Source organism: Streptomyces sp. NPDC001443, assembly GCF_053597355.1.
Window position 1 is genome coordinate 84939 of record NZ_JBSFIA010000023.1, and the last position, 17161, is coordinate 102099.

A 17161-nucleotide genomic window follows, 5' to 3' on the forward strand; every position below is an offset into this window, starting at 1 on the left:
GATCCCGGCTCGGTTCCGGTGGCGGATCCCGCCCCTGTTCCGGCGGTCGATCCCGGTCCGGCTCCGACGGCGGATCCCGTACGGGTCCCGGTCGGCAGGGCGGGGGCCACGGCCGCCCCCGCCGTCCACAGCGCGGCCGCCACCCGGCGCAACTGGGCGAGGCCGCTGCGGTGCGGGGAGTTGGCGGCCACGGCCAGATGGTCGCGGTCGCCCAGGGTGTCGCCCACGAGCGACGCGAGCTGCCCGGGGCCCATCTGGACGAACGTCCGGTGCCCCGCCACGTACAGGGCCTCGACCAACTGCCGGAAGCGCACCGGCTCCAGCAGATGCCGGACGAACAACTCCCGTACCTCCGCCTCCCGCTCGGGGAACGGCGCCGCGGTCGTCCCCGACCACACCGGGACGCTCGCCGGATGCAGCCGGAAGCGCCGCGCCGCCTGTCTTATCGGCTCGAGGTACGGCGCCAGCATCGGCGTGTGGAAGCCGGACCGGAACGGCAGCACCCGGCCGAGCACCCCGCGCGCCCGGAACGACCGTACGAACGCCTCGACCGCCGCGTCCGGTCCGCACACCATCGACTGGCCCGGCGCGTTGTCGTGGGAGAGCACCAGACCGGCGCCCGCCCACTCCTCCTCCAGGGCGGTCAGCACCCGCTGCGCGGGCGCGCCGACGGCGCCGAAGGCCAGTCCCGGCACCGTCACCGAGTCCGGGTCGAAGTCCGCCATGAAGGCGTCGACCTCGTCCCCGGAGTACAGCCCGGCCACCGTCATCGCCGTCCACTCGCCGACGCTGTGCCCGGCGACCGCGTCCGGGACCACGCCCGTGCGACGCAGCGCGGCGTCGAGGAGGCGCCCGACGGCGACGACGCCGAGACCGTGCCGGCCCACGTCGCCGACGCGGTCGCCGCCGGGCGCCGTCACGTCGGGCAGCCCGAAGTGCGCGGCCACGTCGTCGACACGTGGGGTGAACTCGCCCTCCAGACCGGGGAAGACGAAGGCGAGCCCGCCGTGGCCGGGGCCGAGCAGCGGACCGGGCCGGAACCACACGTCGCCCCGGCCGTGCCAGGGGCGGCCCCGGCCGACCGCCCGGCGGGCCACGGCCAGCCGCTTCGCGGTCGGGTCGACGACGCCGAGCCGGGCCGGGCCCGCGGCCGTGTGCGGCAGCGCGGGGTCGAGGCCGGCCGCGCGGACCTTGTCGTCGTCGGTGTCCAGGAGGGCGGCGAGCGGCTCGGGACCGTCGGCGGCGAGCAGCAGGACCCGCTCGGGCTCGGCGACCCGCACCACCGCGTGCGCGGCCTTCGACGCGGGCGCCGTCGCGACGGGCGCCGGTTCCTCCTCCAGCACCACGTGCGCGTTGATCCCGCCGAAGCCGAAGGCGTTCACCGCGGCCCGCCGCACCGGCCCACCGGGCGAGGTCTCCCAGGGGACGGCCTTCTCCAGCGTGCGGAAGCGGGTCGCGGCCAGCGCCGGATGCGGGTCGTCGCAGTGCAGGGTCGGCAGCAGCGTCGCGTGGTGCACCGCGAGGGCGGCCTTGACCAGTCCGGCCACCCCGGCGGCCGGCATGGTGTGCCCGATCATCGACTTCACCGAGCCGAGCACCGCGCGCTCCGCCCCGGACTCTTCGGGCGGCCCGAACACCGCGGTGAGCGTGGCCAGTTCGGCCCGGTCGCCGGCCGGGGTCGCGGTGCCGTGCGCCTCCAGCAGCCCGACCGAGCCGGGCGCGGCCGGGTCGAGTCCGGCGGCGCGCCACGCCTGGCGCACGGCGCTCGCCTGACCGCCGGGATCGGGGTTGACCAGGCCCGAGGTCCGGCCGTCGCTCGCCACCCCGGTGCCCCGGATCACCGCGTAGACCCGGTCGCCGTCGCGCCGGGCGTCGGTCAGCCGCTTCAGTACGACGACTCCGGTGCCCTCGCCGACGAGGATGCCGTCGGCGTCCCGGTGGAAGGGACGGATGCGCTCGCTGGGGGAGAGGGCGCGCAGTTGGGAGAAGACGCTCCACAGGGTGATGTCGTGGCAGTGGTGGACGCCTCCGGCGAGCATCATGTCGCAGCGGCCCGACGCGAGTTCGCCCACCGCCTGGTCGACCGCGACCAGCGAGGAGGCGCAGGCGGCGTCCACGGTGTAGGCGGGGCCGCGCAGGTCGAGCCGGTTGGCCACCCGGGAGGCGGCCAGGTTGGGCACCAGGCCGATCGCCGACTCCGGGCTGTCGGGACCGAGCCGATCCGTGAACGCCGTGCGCACGCGTTCCAGTTGGGCGTCCGTCAGGTCGGGCAGCAGTTCGCCCAGGGTGCGTACCAACTGCCCGGCCGTGCGCACCCGTTGGTCGAGCCGGACCAGTCCGGGGGTGAGATAGCCGCCACGGCCGAGGACGACGCCGACCCGCCGCCGGTCGGGCAGCCGGTCCGTGCCGCCCGCGTCCGCGAGGGCGGCGGCGGCCACATGCAGCGCGATGAGCTGATCGGGCTCGGTGCCGGCCACCGAGTTCGGCATGATCCCGAACCGGGTCACCTCCACCTCGGCCGGCGCGTCCACGAAGCCGCCCCTGCGGCAGTACACCTGGTCGGCGACAGCCGGTGCGGACGCGGTCCCGGGACGGTAGTACCCGGCGTCCCACCGGTCCTGCGGAACCTCGCCGATCGAGTCCACCCCGTCCCGCAGGTTGCGCCAGTACGCCGCCAGGTCCCGGGCGCCGGGCAGCAGCACCGCCATACCGACGATGGCGACCGCCGGACCCTGTGCGGGACCCTCTGCGGGGCCCGTCACCGGGGCCCTCACCAGCCCGAGGCGGTGTAGACGACGGCGGTGGCCGACGGGTCGCCCCACGCGAGCTCACGCAGCAGGGCCGCGGTGCCCTCCTCGGGGTCGATCAGACGGATGCCCCGGCGGCCGTAGGCGCGGGCCAGCTCCGGCCCCACCATGCCGCCGTGCCGGGCGGCGGGCGCCCACGGTCCCCAGTGCACCGTCAGTGCCCGGTGCCCGGTGCGGGCGGCCCAGGCCGCGCCGAGCGTCTGGAGCGCGTCGTTGGCGGCCGCGTAATCGGCCTGGCCCCGGTTGCCCAGGACACCGGAGACACTGCCGAACAGCACACTGAACGCGGGCCCGTCGGGCAGCTCCTCCAGGGCGGTGAGCAGGGCGTCGGCGCCGGTCGCCTTGGTGCCGTAGACCCGCTGGAAGGACTCGGCCGTCTTCTCGGCGACGACCCGGTCCTCGATCACCCCGGCCGCGTAGACGACACCGTCGAGACGTCCGTGCTCGGCGTGGATCTCCTTCACCGCCTGGAGCACCGCCTCGGGTTCCCGGAAGTCGACGCAGCGGTAGCGGACCCGGCTGCCGAGCGCCGTGAGCTCCGCCAGCGTCGCGGTGATCTCCCGCTGGGCGAGGAGGAGTCCGGCGGTCCTGTTGATCGCGGCCGGTGTCGTCCCGCCGCGGGCGGCGAGCGTCGCGCGCAGGGCGGCCGGGGTGCGGGCGGCGGCCGTCTCCGGGTCCTCAGGGCCGTCCGGCACGGGTGTCCTGCCGAGCAGTTCGAGCCGGCACCCGGCCGCCGCGGCGAGGGCCGCGGCGCACTGCGCGGTGATGCCGCGTGCCCCGCCCGCCAGCAGGACCACCGCGTCCCGGTCCAGGCCGAGCGCGGCGGCCTCGGCCGCCCCCGCCCCGGCCGGTCCGGCGCCGGTGCTGCCGAGGATGCCCAGCGGTGTCTCGGCGAGCTCCAGACCGAACCGGCCCTCCGGCCGGCGCAGCACGACCGGGGTGCGGTCGGGCGCGCACACCTCGTCGACCAGCGCGTCCGCGAGCAGCAGTGCCTCGGCGACGGTCGGCGTGCCGGTGCCGGTGCCGGTGCCGGTGCCGGTGCCGGTCGTCGGGTTCGTGGCGGGCGGTGAGTTCTTGACGGTCGGCGGGTCCGTGGCGGCGGATGCCGTCGCCACCTCCACCGTCCGGGCGACGGTGAGCGGGTACTCGCGCGCCACGGTGCGGAAGAAGCCGCGCAGCCCCGCCGCCACCGGGTCCGGCGCGTCCCCGTGGGCGGCCCGCAGGGCCAGCAGCCGGTGCGGTCCCCGGGCCAGGGCGGCCTTCAGGACGGGGAAGGCGTCCGGCAGCACCGGAGTGTCACCCGTCACGAGATACACGACCCCGTCCACCCGGCCGTCGTCCTGCGTGAGTGGATGGTCCCGGTCGCGTACGACGACGTCGGCGCCGTGCGCGGCGAGCCGGGCGCCGATCTCGGGAGCGTCGCCGAGGACGACCCACCGGGTCCCGGACAGCTCGGCCGCCGGATCCGCCGTACCGCCCTCCGGCCCGAGGGACACCGACCGCAGCAGATACCGCTTGGGCGCCTCGCCGCTCACCGCCGCGTCGTGCACATCCGTGTCGTGTACGTCCGTGTCGTGCACATCCGTGTCGTGTACGTCCGCGTCGTGCACATCCGTGTCGTGTACGTCCGCGTCGCGCACATCCGCGTCGTGTACGTCCGCGTCGCGCACCTGGACCGTCTCGATCGTCTCAGCCGTGTCGGTCCCCTCGGCCGTCTCGGTCGCCTCGGCGGGTCCGGAGAGCCGTGCGGTCAGCCAGTCGGTCACCGCGGCGGCCGTCCGTGCCTTCGCCAGTTCCTCCAGTTCGGCGTCGTCGAGGCCGGCGAGGTCCGTGCCGTTCCCGGCGCCCAGGCGCCGGGCCAGTTCACCGGCGATCTCGGCCCGCTTGATGGAGTCGACGCTGAGGTCGGCCTCCAGGTCGAGATCGGGCTCGATCATGTCGAGGGGATAGCCGGTGCGCTCGCTGATGATCTCCAGGACCAACTGCCGGACGTCGGGGCCCGCGACCGGCGCGGGCCCGGTGCCGGCCGCCCGGGCGGCCGACGACCCGGTGACCGACGGCGGCTGGGGCGAAGGCACCGACGCACGCGGCGACTCCACCGGCGGTGCGACCGCCTGCGGGGGCAGCGGGGCGACGACAGCGGGGGGCGCGGCCGTCCGCTCGCCGGCCGCGGCGCCGAGATAGGTCATCAGCACATCGCGCTGGGCGGCGATCATCTCGCGGCTGGTGCGCAGGAATTCGGCGATCAGCGCGTCCTGGGCGGCCTGACGGTCCTGACCGTGCGGGCCGTGGTGGCCGTCCCGGTCGGACGGGACCGCGTGCGGGGGGTTCGTCGGCACAGTCGTCTCCACGACTCGTCGGGCCGGTGCGAGCGCACCGGGAAGGAGGTCTCCGGCGGCGGTGCGCACCAACTGTCCGTCGACGGTCCAGCCGGGCCGCTTCGGCACCGGCGTACGCACCGCGTCGACGGCGTCGCGGCACCGCAGCAGCGGGCCGGTGCGCACCGGCAGCCCCGCGACGGCCAGCCGGGCCAGGGCGTCCAGCCAGCCGCGCAGTCCGCTGTCCGGGTGCGGTTCGCAGGCCACCGTCCGGTGCGGCCGGTCGCCGAGGATCTGTCCGACCAGCCGGGTCAGCACGGAGCCGGGACCCGCCTCGACGAAGGTCCGCGCACCCGCCTCGTACATCGCCTCGATCTGCTCGACGAACCCGACCGGGGCGCCGATCTGCGCGGCGAGTTCGGCCCGTACCGCGTCCGGGTCGGCGGCGTACGGCCGCGCGGTGCGGTTGGACCACACCGGGAACTCCGGCGCGCGCACCGGCCGGGCCGCCAGCGCCGCCGCGAACCGCTCGCCGGCCGCGGCGACCAGGGGGCTGTGGAAGGCGCAGGCCACGGGGATGCGCTGGGCGCCGTACCCCGCCTCGCGCAGCAGCCGTACGGCGTCCGTGACGTCGTCGGCCGGGCCGGAGATCACCGTCTGGCGGGGCGCGTTGCGGTTGGCGACGACCACCGTGGCCGGGGCCCCAGCCGTCCGCAGGGCCTCGGTGACCTCGGCGGCGCCGGCCGTGACCGCGGCCATGGTGCCCGGGTCCGCTCCGTGGTCCGCACCGGCGGCCGAGAGGATCGCCGCCGCCCGTTCACGGCTGAGCGCGAGCAGCGTCTCGGGGTCGAGGGCGCCGGCCGCGCTCAGGGCGACCAGTTCGCCGTAGCTGTGCCCGGCGGCCATGTCCGGCCGCACCCCGGCCGTGGTGAGCAGGGCGTGGGCGGCGAGTCCGGTGATGCCGAGGGCGGGCTGGGCGGCCCGGGTGTCGGTGAGCGCCGCCCGCTGCCGGTCGTGTGCGCCGGCGTCGAAGGCGGCGGGCGGGTACAGCAGGTCCGCCTGGTCGGCGCCGAGTTCCAGGTAGTGGCGCAGGTCGGGGAACGCGACGAAGAGGTCGGCGAGCATGCCGGGGCGCTGGCTGCCCTGGCCGGGGAAGAGGAAGGCGACCTTGCCCTCGGCCGGGTCCTGGGCGGGACGGGCGGTGGGACCGTCGGCGAGATGGACGCCGTGCGCCGGATCGTGCTCGCCGGCCAGCGCCTGCCGCAGCCGTACGATCAGTTCGTCCACGTCGGCGGCCACGACCGCGACCCGCGCCGGATCCGGGCAGACGTCGGCCCGGCGGGCCGCGCTCAGCGCCAGGTCGCGCAGCCGCCACGGCCGGCCCTCGGTCTCGGCGGCCGCGAGCAGCTCCTCGACGGCCCGGTGCGCCGCCGCGGTGTCCCGGCCCCGGAACACGAAGAGTTCGGCCGGCCAGACGTCCAGCGTCCTGGCCGGCGGGGCGCCGTGCGCGTACGCGCCCAGCACCACGTGGAAGTTGGTCCCGCCGAAGCCGAACGCGCTGACACCGGCGAGCCGTTGCCGTGCCGGGGCCGCCCACGGCCGGGCCCGGGTGTGGAAGACGAACGGGCTGCGCTCGGCGTCCCAGGCCGCGTTGGGCCGCTTCAGGTGCAGGGTGGGCGGCCGGACCCCGGTGTAGAGCGCCAACACGGTCTTGATCAGTCCGGCCAGTCCGGCGGCGCACTTGGTGTGCCCGATCTGCGACTTGACCGAACCGAGCACACAACTGCCCGGCTCGGCCCCGGCCTCGCCGAACACCTCGCCGAGCACGGTCAGTTCGGTGCGGTCGCCGACCACGGTCCCGGTGCCGTGCGCCTCGACGAGCCCGACGTCGGCCGGGGAGACACCCGCGTTGCGGTAGGCCCGCTCCAGCGCCGAGCGCTGGCCCTCGGGGCGGGGCGCGGTCAGGCCCAGCGAGCGGCCGTCGCTGGAACTGCCCAGGCCCTTGATCACCCCGTAGATCCGGTCGCCGTCCCGCTCGGCGTCCGCGAGCCGCTTCAGTACGACGCAGGCGACGCCCTCGCCGAGCGCGATGCCGTCCGCCGAGCCGTCGAAGGAGCGGGAGCGGCCGGTGGGGGAGAGCGCGTGCACCGAGGCGAACAGGACGTAGTCGTTGATGCCGTTGTGCAGGTCGGCGCCGCCGCACAGCACCACGTCGCTGGTGCCGCCGACGAGTTCCTTGCACGCGACGTCCACCGCGGCCAGCGAGGAGGCGCAGGCGGCGTCGACGGTGAAGTTGGCGCCGCCGAGGTCGAGCCGGTTGGCGATCCGCCCGGAGATCACGTTGGCGAGCATGCCCGGGAAGGAGTCCTCGGTCAGCCGGGGCAACTGGCCGTCCAGACCCTGGGGGACGCGCCCGTGGTACGACGGGAGCACGGCGCGCAGCGTGGCCGCGTTGGACAGGTCGCTGCCCGCTTCCGCGCCGAACACCACCGAGGTGCGGGAGCGGTCGAACTCCCGTCCCCCGTCGCCGTATCCGGCGTCCTCCAGGGCGCGCCGGGCGGCCTCCAGGGAGAGCAGCTGGACCGGCTCGATGCTGCCGAGTGAGGCCGGCGGGATGCCGTAGCGCAGCGGGTCGAAGGGGATGCGGGGCAGGAAGCCGCCCCATCGGGAGGGGGTGGCGCCGCCGGTGCCCTGCGCGTCGTAGTGCACGGCCGGGTCCCAGCGCTCGGGCGGCACCTCGCCGACCGCGTCCCGGCCGCCGACAACGTTCGCCCAGAAGGTGGGGAGGTCGGGCGCCTGGGGGAACATGCAGGCCATCCCGACGACCGCGACGTCCAGCGGCGCGGGCACCACCGGCTCCCGGGGCCCGGAGCCGCTCGGCCGCTGCCCCGGCCGGGTGTCGAGCCGGTCGCGCAGCCGTGCCGTACGCTCCGCGAGGAACCCGGCGGCCCCGGCGGTCACCGACCGGTGCAGCGCCGCGACCGTGGTGGTGGCGGAGCGCAGCACGGCCACCTCCCCGGCCATGAACATGCCGTCGGTGAGCTGGCGTTCCTCGTCGACCGGCCTGAGCGCCCCGCCGTCGTCGCGGTCCACGCCCTTGCTCGCGAGGCGCAGCCGCCCGATGTTGAGCTGTTCCAGCTCCTCCCAGACCTGCCGGTCGGGCAGGCCCGCTGACCGCAGCCGCCCCTCGTGCTCGCGGTAACCGGCGGTGAAGGGGCTCGGCACGCAGCGGGTGGCGTGACCGGGCGCGGTCTCCAGGAGCGTGGTGCGCTCGGCGGCCCGTACCCGGCGCTGGAAGAGCGGCCGGATCGCCCCGAGCGCGACCGCCTCCTCGGTGAACAGGTAGGCGGTGCCCATGAGGACCCCGACGGCGGCCCCGCGCGCGGTCAGCGGGGCCGCGAGCGCGGCGACCATCGCCGCCGAGCGCTCGTCGTGCACACCGCCCGCGAAGAACACCTCCAGCGCCGCGGCCGCACTCTCGCCCTTCTCGCCGCGCCCGTCCTGCCCGCCGTTCTCGCCGCGCGCGTCCCGCCCGTCGTGCCTGCCGTGCCCACCGTTTCTGCCGTCCGTGCCGTTCCCGCCATTCCCGTCGGCCGTGTCCAGGAAGTCCTCCAGGACCGCGAGCTGCGCCTCCCAGAGCGGGAAGCTGCCGCGCGGACCGACGTGTCCGCCGCACTCGGAGCCCTCGAACACGAACCGGCGGGCCCCGGCCTCCAGGAACTGCCGCAGCAGTCCCGGCGAGGGCACGTGCAGGAAGGTACGGATCCCGTCCCGCTCCAGCGCCTGCGCCTGGGAGGGGCGTCCGCCCGCGATGACGGCGTGCGTCGGCCGCAGCTCGCGTACCGCCTCCAGCTGGGCGGTCCGCACCTCCTCCGGCGCGAAGCCGAGCACGCCGACTCCCCAGGGCCGCCCGGCGACCGCGGCCCGGGTCTCGGCCAGCATCGCCCGGGTGCGCGCGCCGTCCGCCAGTGCCAGGGCGAGAAACGGCAGCGCGCCGTCCGCGGCGACCGCCGCCGCGAACTCGGCACGGTCGCTGACCCGGGTCATCGGCCCCTGCGCGACGGGCAGCCGGGTGCCGAGCGCCCGGCTCATCGGGGAGCCCGCGCCCAGCGCCCCGGCGGCCACGTCGTCGCCCACGGCCTCGCGCACCGCGTCGGTCAGCGCGCGCACCGTCCCGCGCACATCACCGAAGCGGTTCGCGAACCGGGCCGCGAGGAAGCCGTCCTGGCCAACCGGCAGCAACCGGGTGCGCGGATCCTGCGCGCCCAGTGCCGCGGCCACCGCCGCGGGGTCGGTGCCGGTGATGCGTGGCGCGTCCGGGCCACGGCGCGGCAGCACCCGGTGACCGGCCAGCACCACCGTCTCCGAACCGTCCAGGGACCGCAGCCGCGCGGCTGCCGCCTCCGGCAGCGAGGATTCGGCCAGCAGCGCGAGCTGGCCGTCCAGGACGACCCCGGCCGCCCCGCCGGCCATCGCGGCGGCCGCCGTCCGGGGGCCGATGCCGCCGCAGGCCCAGACGGGGAGCGGCATGTCGGGCGCGGCGAGCAGCTGCTGGAGCAGGACGAAGGCGCTCAGTTCGCCGACCCGGCCGCCGCACTCGCTGCCGCGGGCGATCAGCCCGTACGCCCCGGCGCGGACCGCGGCCCGCGCCTCGTCGAGGTCCGTGACCTCCACCAGCACCCGGTGACCGGCCGGCACGTCCTCGGCCCGCCACGGCGCGTCGACCGCGAGCACCACCGTGTCCGGCCGTCCCGCGTCCTCGCTCCCCGGTTCCAGGTCGGCGGGGTCCAGCCGGCAGCGGGCGCCGATCCGGACCCCGAACGGGCCCGGGGCCAGCCGGCGCAGCCGGCCCAGCGCGTCACGGGATCTTCGGTCCCCGTCGCCCAGGTCGAGCACGCCGAGCCCGCCGGCCCGGCACACCGCCGCCGCGAGCCCGGCGTCGGGTTCACCGAACGGGGTGATGCCGATGATCATGTCCTCGGAACGCACAGCAGACGTCATGATTCTCCGAATCAAGCTGAGACTGCATGGTGGGGGGTGCGGTACGACAACGATGGCGGCGCGTCGGATTCCGGCCGGACCCGAGGGACCCGGGAACACCGATTAAAGATCCTGCTCGAAACGGGTTGAAAGGTAGCCCTGTTATTACTGACTGGTCAATGTTGAATCAGCGGGGCAGTAAGCAGGCGCATTGATTCGGTCAGTCGCGGGTGCCGGAAGAGGCGTCGGAAATCGGAGCAATTCCTTGATGGTGCCGGGCTGTTCACTCTCCTCACACATCGATGAAACACCGATAGGTGAATATGGAACTTTCTTTGGTGCGGCATGTCCGAATCGGGGTGCCCTTTCCCCTCGTACGACGGGTGCGGGGGAATTCCACGGGGCGATCTTGAAGTGACCGGGAAGGGTGTGTGCCGGCTTCCGCGGGCGCCGGCGATTGTCCGGTACGCCGTTCACGCGCTGTATCCGCCGTCCACTCCCAGGGCCTGTCCGGTGATGAACCCGGCCCGGTCCGAGGCGAGGAACGCGACCGCTTCCGCGATGTCCCTCGCCTCGCCGAAGCGGCGCAGCGGGATGGCGCGCCGGGCGGCGGCGAGGGCCCGCTCGTCGAGGTCCCCGGAGTCGATCAGCCGTGCCGCGATGCCGTCGGTGAGCATGCCGGGAGCCACGCAGTTCACGCGCACGCCGTAGCGCCCCTCCTCGACGGCCAGGGCCCGCGCCACCGCCTCGACCGCCCCCTTGGCCCCCGACGACAGCCCGTCACGGACCGGGAAGCGGCGCGTGGCGACCGTGGTGACCGCGACGATGCCGCCCCGGCTCTCCCGCAGCAGCGGCAGACAGGGGTGGACCAGATTGAAGAACGCCACCGCGTCGCCCTCCAGTTGGGCCCGGTACTGCTGTGGCGCGACCCGGCTCAGATGCAGCATCGGCACGTGCGGCCCGGCGGCGTACACCACCGTGTGCAGTCCGCCGTGGGTCCGGGCGGCCCCGGACACCGCGGCGGCCGTGGCCGTGTCGTCGCAAAGGTCCAGTCGCACCGCCCGGACCCGTCCGCCGTGCTTGTCCACCTCGTCCGCCAGAGCCCTAGCCGCCGCCGCGTCGCTGCGGTAGGTGAACGTCACGTCGCTGCCGCGCTCGGCCAGCACCCGGACGACCGCCGCCCCGACGGCGCCGGTGCCGCCCGCGACGAACGCGGTGCCCGCCCGGCCGGAGAAGTCCTGCCCGCTCATGTCCGTACCTCCAGCGCTCGGGCGAAGGCGATCCGTGTGCCCCCAGGTTGTAGCGGGGCGCGGCGAAGAGTGACAGGCATGTGCACGGACGGGTTCGGGGGAGGGGGTGCGAGACCTGTGGCGCGAGACCCGCGGCACGAGGTCTTCTTCAGTAGCTGCTTATATAAGTGTCCAGTGATACGTTGGCCAGGTGCACGCCTTCGACGTCCTCGGCGACCCGGTACGCCGACGGATCCTTGAGCTGCTGGCCGACGGGGAGATGACCTCCGGCGCGGTCGGCGAGATCGTCCGAGCGGAGTTCGGGATATCGCAGCCAGGCGTCTCGCAGCATCTGAAGGTGCTGCGGGAGAACGGCTTCGCGACGGTGCGCCCCGAGGGGACCCGCCGTCTGTACGCGGTGAACTCCGAACCGCTGCGGGACATCGACGCCTGGCTCGACCGGTTCCGCCGCTTCTGGACCCCGCACCTGGACGCCCTGGCCACGGAACTGGCCCGCGGCCGGCGAGAGCGCCGGCTGCGCGACGCCGACGAACCCCCGAGGAGCACCACATGATCGATGTCACCCACCAGATCAACGCCGTACGCCGGCAGGTCGGCAAGCGAGACTTCAAGGCCGGCGAGGCCCGCGTGGTCGTCGTGAGCCAGACGTACGACGCCCCGCTCGACGACGTCTGGGACGCCTGCACCAACCCCGAGCGGATCCCCCGCTGGTTCCTCCCGGTCGAGGGCGAGCTCCGCCCCGGCGGCCACTACCAGCTCCAGGGCAACGCGGGCGGCACGGTCGAGCGCTGCGACCCGCCCAAGAGTTTCTTCGCGACCTGGGAGTTCGGCGGCGAGGTGAGCTGGATCGAGCTGCGCCTGACGCCGCAGGGCGAGAACGCGACCCGCTTCGAACTGGAGCACATCGCCCACGTCGACGACACGAAGTGGGCCGAGTTCGGGCCGGGGGCCGTCGGGGTCGGCTGGGACATGGCGCTCGTGGGCCTGTCCCTGCACCTGGCCACCGGCGAACAGGTCGACCCGGCCGCGGCCATGGCCTGGTTCGGCTCCGAGGAGGGCCGCCGGTTCGTCGTCGGGAGCAGCGAGGCCTGGGGCGCGGCGAACATCGCGGGCGGCGAGGACGAGACCCGGGCGCGCGAGTCGGCCCGGCGGACCACGGCCGCGTACACCGGGACGGAGTGAGGGGGCGGGCCGGCCGGCGGGAGCCGGGATCCCGGCCCGAGCGGTCTCAGCGTGCGGCGCGTACTCCGTCCAGGGCGATGGCCAGGACGCGGTCGCGCTGCGCGTCGTCCACGAAGGAGGTCGCCGTGATGCCCGCGATCAGGCGCAGCAGATCGCCGAAATCCATGTCCGGGCGGGCCGCTCCGGCCCGCTGTGCCCGCTCGAAGAGCGGACCGCCCGCCGCGTACATCGAGTCCCGGCAGGCCAGGAAGATCTCCGACTCGTCCTCCAGCGCCTCGCGCACGGCACGCTTGGTGACCAGATAGCCCGCGAAGCGGTTCAGCCAGGCCGTCAGCGCCTCCCACGGCTCCAGCTCGTCCACCACCTCCGTCGCGACCCGGCACAGCTCGTTCACCTCGTCCGCGTAGACGCTCTCGAAGAGCGCGCGGCGGGTCGGGAAGTTGCGGTACAGCGTGGCGATGCCGACGTTCGCGCGGCGGGCGATGTCCTCCAGCGACGCCTCCGCGCCGTGCTCGGCGAACGCCTCACGCGCGGCGGTCAGCAGTGCGTCGAAGTTGCGCGCCGCGTCCTTGCGGTGCGGCCGCTGGGCCGCGACGACCTCGCTGACGGGAAAGGACCGAGCCGTCACTGCTGCCTCCCGGGCGGATCAGGTTGAAACGGAGGGTCGCCTCCGTTACAGTGGAGGAGTACCTCCACTTTAGCAGTGCGGGGTTGCGCCCGCCGTGATCGCGCCCCACCGCGTCACGCCCGCGACCGCTCCGCCGCGCCCCAGTCCGGTTCCGCCGCGCGTCCACCGCGCCGCACTGCGGCCGCGGTGCGCTCCTTCGCACGTCACTGCACGTCACCGCACTGCACGTCACCGCACGACGTCACGACACCGTCGTCACCACGTCATGCCCCCGCCATCGTCCCGCGCGGCGTCAGCCGCGGCCGTCGGCATGCCCGGCGCCGCCTCGTGGCACGCCGTGGCGCACCACCCGGCACGGCCACGGCCCGATGTCCCCGGCCGCCCCGTGCCCGTACGTACCCGACCCCTGCCCGGATTCGGAGAGACCCTCCATGCCCCGCACGTCCACCCGCCTCACCTTCGCGGTCCTCGCGACCGGTGCGGGCGTGTTCTCCATGCTGCAGTCGCTGATCGCGCCGGCCCTGCCGACCGTCCAGCACGCGCTGCACACCTCCCAGTCCACCGCGACCTGGGTGATGACCGCCTATCTGCTGTCCGCCTCGGTCTTCACCCCGATCCTCGGCCGCGTCGGCGACCTGATGGGCAAGAAGCGCACCCTGGTCGCCGTCCTGGTGGCCGTGCTGGCGGGCTGTCTGCTCGCCGCGCTCGCGCCGAACATCGGCGTGCTGATCGTCGCCCGGATCGTCCAGGGCATCGGTGGCGCGCTGTTCCCGCTGTCCTTCGGCATCATCCGCGACGAGTTCGCCCCGGCCGAGGTCAGCGGCAGCATCAGCAACCTCTCCGCGGTGATCGCCGCGGGCGGGGGAGTCGGCATGGTGGCCGCCGGCCCCATCGTCTCCGCGCTCGACTACCGCTGGCTGTTCTGGATCCCGGTCGCCGTGGTCGCCGCCACCGTCCTCATCGCCCTGCGCTACGTCCCCGAGTCGCCCCGCAGGTCCGCGGGCCGGGTCAACTGGGCCGGCGCCGTGCTGCTGTCCGGCTGGCTCGTCGCCCTGCTGCTGCCGCTCAGCCAGGCCGGCCGGTGGGGCTGGGGGTCCCCCCGGGTGATCGGGCTGTTCGCCCTGGCCGCGGTGGTGTGCGCGCTGTGGCTGCGGTCCGAGGCCCGCTCCGCCACCCCGCTGATCGACCTGCGGGTGATGCGGCTGCCCGCCGTGTGGACGACCAACCTCGCCGCGCTGCTGTTCGGCGCCGGGATGTACGCGATCTGGTCCTTCCTGCCCGGCTTCGTCCAGACCCCCGGCTCGGCCGGCTACGGCTTCGGGGCGAGCGTCACCGCGTCCGGGCTGCTGATGGTGCCCATGCTGGTCGCGATGTTCCTCTCGGGTGTGCTGGGCGGGCGGCTGGAACCCCGCGTCGGAGCCAAGGCGCTGCTCACCGCAGGCGCGGCCCTCGGCGCTCTCGCCCTCGGCTTCCTCACCCTCTGGCACGACACCCGGTGGCAGGTCGCTCTCGTCGCGGGCGTGTTCGGCCTGGGCATCGGACTGGCCTTCGCCTCGATGGCCAACCTCGTCGTCGGCAGCGTCCCGCCCGAGCAGACCGGCGCCGCGACCGGCATGAACGCCAACATCCGCACCATCGGCGGCTCGGTCGGCGCCGCGGTGACCGGTCTCCTGGTGACCGGCCGGCTCCAGCCCTCGGGCCTGCCCTACGCCTCCGGCTACACCCACGCCTTCGCCCTGCTCGCCCTGCTGTGCCTCGGCGCGGCCCTGGCCGCCCTCCTGGTCCCGGTCAAGCGCACCGCCGGCCCGCTCGGCCCGCCCCGCGCGACGGGCGCCCCGACGCAGGCACCCGTGCGCGTACGGTAGTGTTGACCTGCGTGATCACGCGGTTCGCCGCGGAATTCGCACCGGGACGTGGCGCAGCTTGGTAGCGCACTTGACTGGGGGTCAAGGGGTCGCAGGTTCAAATCCTGTCGTCCCGACTGGAGACAGTCACGGGTCAGGGCCGGTTTCGGAGGCATCCGAAACCGGCCCTGACCTGTCTTGGGGACCAGTTGGGGATTCAGGTCAGCGGGTCACGACGATTGGGCTCGGCGGCGAGCGCGGTGCGCGCAACACACTGAGGTGCGCGGAGAGCGCCGCCCGGCAGCCGTGATCTTGTGTACGTCCGGGCGCAGGTAGCGCTGGGCGGTGGTCAGGGATCCGTGGCCGGCGATGCGTCGCAGGGGCGTGGACCTGCACGCCTGCGTCGGCGAACCAGGTCGGTCCGGTGTGCCGGAGGCCGTGGCGGCGTAGGTGCTCGTAGCCGAGCTTGGTGACCACGTCGTCCCAGTGTGGGGCGTAGCGCTGTACGGCGGCGGAGATGCGTCCGCCGCGCGGGCCGGTGAACAGGCGGGCATCGGGATTCGGGTCGGCGGACAGGACGTGCTGAGCGACGAGGGGACGGATCTCCTCGACGATGGGAACCGTGCGGGCCCGCTTGCCTTTGGTCCCCCTGTCGGTCAGCCCCCCCGGGTGCGGGTGTGATCTGACGCCGCACGGTCCGGATCCACCGGGTGGTGTCGATGTCCCCGACACGGCAGTCTGAGACCTCGCCTATCCGGGCGGCGGCGCACGCGGCGGAGACGACCACGTCTCCCCAGCCGCGGTACTGGTCGTGGGAGGCGGCCCCCAACGCATCGGCCGGCGCGAGGAGTTCGTCCTCGGCTGGCGGGACGGCGACTTGCGCGAATGCCGGACTCCTGCCGGACGCTCCCTCGACTGCTACATGGTCGTGCGTGTTCTCTCCGTGCTGTCCGCGCCCGGCGGGTTTCCTCGGCATGGCCGTGTCGGCGCCGTCCAGGGTCGCGTTGGCTACGCCGGAGGCCTCGGTGCGAGGCGACAGGCTGAGTCACTCGAGAAAATTCCTTCACACGTTCCACATGGTCCCCATAGGATCGCCGTTGCCGTGGGCATGACCAGCTGCGGTGCGGGGGCGACACCGGGGATCACCTGAGCTGTGTTCGCGGTGTCATGGTGAGCCGTGAGGACCCCGCCGGTTTCGTCGAACGGGGACTTTTCGCCTTGACATCGATATCCCTCAGCCGCTCGCTGCGCCGGGCGGCTGCTCTTGTTCTAGCGGGCGCCGTGACTTCCGTGGTGGCGTTCACCACGGCGCACAGCGAGCCGCCTTCACACGGAACGGCCGTCACGGACAATGCGGCCGTCACCGACAGCGTTCCCCTGCTCCAACAGGCTGCGGCCGACGGCACCGGCCTCTTCCCGCTCCTCGCCCGCGGCAAGGACGGCCGCCTCTGGGACTACGAGGCCAAGGGCGCCGGCGGCTGGAAGGCCCGCGCGGACCTCGGCACCGGCTACTCCGTGGCCACCGCGCTCGTGCAGGCCGACATCTCCGACGGCGGCCGGGGCAACGACCTCTACTTCCGGATCGGCGGCACCCTCTACTACGCGGCCGAACGCGGCAATGCCACCAAGGTGCTGGGCACCGGCTGGGACCAGTACAACCTCATCGTGTCCGTCGGGAACATGGCCGGCAGCGCCCAGCCCGACCTGGTCGCCCGCGGTGCCGACGGCCAGCTCTGGCTCTACCAGGGCAAGGCCGACGGCACCCTCGCCACCAGGATCCGGATGAAGGACTCCACCGGCTGGAACGGCATGAGCGTCCTTGCCGGGCGCGGCGACTACACCGGTGACGGCATCGCCGACCTCGTCACCCGCAACAGCGTCGGCAATCTGCTGATCTACCCCGGCACCGGCAAGGCCACCGCCGACGCGGTCCTCGGTACGACCATCACCGCGGCCACCACGGGCTGGAAGGACTACACCGCCGTCGTCTCGACCGGCGACAACAGCGGTGACGGCAAGGCGGACCTGATGGCCGTCGACGCGGCGGGCGCCCTCTGGCTCTACAAGGGGACCGGTACCGCCAGCGCCCCCTTCAGCGCCCGTGTCCAGATCGGCACCAGCGGCTGGACCCAGTACAACCTCCTGTTCTGAG

8 protein-coding genes, 1 tRNA gene and 1 pseudogene are annotated in these 17161 nt (G+C 74.4%); 5 read left to right on the top strand and 5 right to left on the bottom strand.

Annotated elements, in window-relative coordinates; genetic code table 11:
• The 3 genes from ACWC24_RS23650 to ACWC24_RS23660 form a co-directional block, all read right to left on the bottom strand.
• Positions 1 to 2708: beta-ketoacyl synthase N-terminal-like domain-containing protein (locus ACWC24_RS23650; protein ID WP_450664889.1), on the bottom strand; the 2708-nt coding region annotated here is incomplete at its 3' end.
• Positions 2709 to 2770: 62 nt separating this feature from the next.
• Positions 2771 to 10126 (bottom strand): SDR family NAD(P)-dependent oxidoreductase, encoded by a 7356-nt coding sequence (locus ACWC24_RS23655; RefSeq protein ID WP_450664845.1) that lies wholly within the window; start codon positions 10124 to 10126, stop codon positions 2771 to 2773.
• Between the two features lie 452 nt (positions 10127 to 10578).
• Positions 10579 to 11355, bottom strand: coding sequence for an SDR family NAD(P)-dependent oxidoreductase (locus ACWC24_RS23660; RefSeq protein WP_450664846.1), 777 nt, complete (start codon positions 11353 to 11355; stop codon positions 10579 to 10581).
• A 190-nt stretch (positions 11356 to 11545) separates the two neighbouring features.
• Here ACWC24_RS23660 and ACWC24_RS23665 point away from each other — a divergent pair, with 190 nt between their 5' ends.
• Positions 11546 to 11908: an ArsR/SmtB family transcription factor gene (locus ACWC24_RS23665; protein ID WP_450664847.1), complete on the top strand. Its 363-nt coding sequence runs from the start codon at positions 11546 to 11548 to the stop codon at positions 11906 to 11908.
• Positions 11905 to 12537, top strand: a complete 633-nt coding sequence (locus ACWC24_RS23670) for an SRPBCC family protein (protein WP_450664848.1) — start codon at positions 11905 to 11907, stop codon at positions 12535 to 12537. The genes ACWC24_RS23665 and ACWC24_RS23670 overlap by 4 nt, the downstream gene beginning before the upstream one ends.
• Before the next feature lie 46 nt (positions 12538 to 12583).
• Here ACWC24_RS23670 and ACWC24_RS23675 read toward each other — a convergent pair whose 3' ends face one another.
• Positions 12584 to 13165, bottom strand: a complete 582-nt coding sequence (locus tag ACWC24_RS23675; RefSeq protein WP_450664849.1) for a TetR/AcrR family transcriptional regulator — start codon at positions 13163 to 13165, stop codon at positions 12584 to 12586.
• Positions 13166 to 13596: 431 nt separating this feature from the next.
• On the opposite strand from ACWC24_RS23675, the gene ACWC24_RS23680 reads away from it, so the two are divergent.
• Both ACWC24_RS23680 and ACWC24_RS23685 read left to right on the top strand, forming a co-directional pair.
• On the top strand, positions 13597 to 15030 hold the full coding sequence (locus ACWC24_RS23680; protein ID WP_450664850.1) for an MFS transporter: 1434 nt from the start codon (positions 13597 to 13599) through the stop codon (positions 15028 to 15030).
• Between the two features lie 42 nt (positions 15031 to 15072).
• Positions 15073 to 15146 (top strand) — tRNA-Pro (locus ACWC24_RS23685).
• 85 nt (positions 15147 to 15231) lie between these two features.
• On the opposite strand, the pseudogene ACWC24_RS23690 reads toward ACWC24_RS23685, so the two are convergent.
• Positions 15232 to 15859 (bottom strand): annotated as a pseudogene (locus ACWC24_RS23690) (tyrosine-type recombinase/integrase); the annotation flags it as partial.
• 431 nt (positions 15860 to 16290) lie between these two features.
• On the opposite strand from ACWC24_RS23690, the gene ACWC24_RS23695 reads away from it, so the two are divergent.
• Positions 16291 to 17160: an FG-GAP repeat domain-containing protein gene (locus tag ACWC24_RS23695; RefSeq protein WP_450664851.1), complete on the top strand. Its 870-nt coding sequence runs from the start codon at positions 16291 to 16293 to the stop codon at positions 17158 to 17160.
• Position 17161 lies beyond the last annotated feature (1 nt).

Excerpts from the sequence above, each read along its gene's own strand:
- ACWC24_RS23670 (WP_450664848.1), top strand. The coding sequence starts at position 11,905 with ATGATCGATGTCACCCACCAGATCAACGCCGTACGCCGGCAGGTCGGC.
- ACWC24_RS23655 (WP_450664845.1), bottom strand. The coding sequence starts at position 10,126 with ATGACGTCTGCTGTGCGTTCCGAGGACATGATCATCGGCATCACCCCG.
- ACWC24_RS23680 (WP_450664850.1), top strand. The coding sequence starts at position 13,597 with ATGCCCCGCACGTCCACCCGCCTCACCTTCGCGGTCCTCGCGACCGGT.
- ACWC24_RS23660 (WP_450664846.1), bottom strand. The coding sequence starts at position 11,355 with ATGAGCGGGCAGGACTTCTCCGGCCGGGCGGGCACCGCGTTCGTCGCG.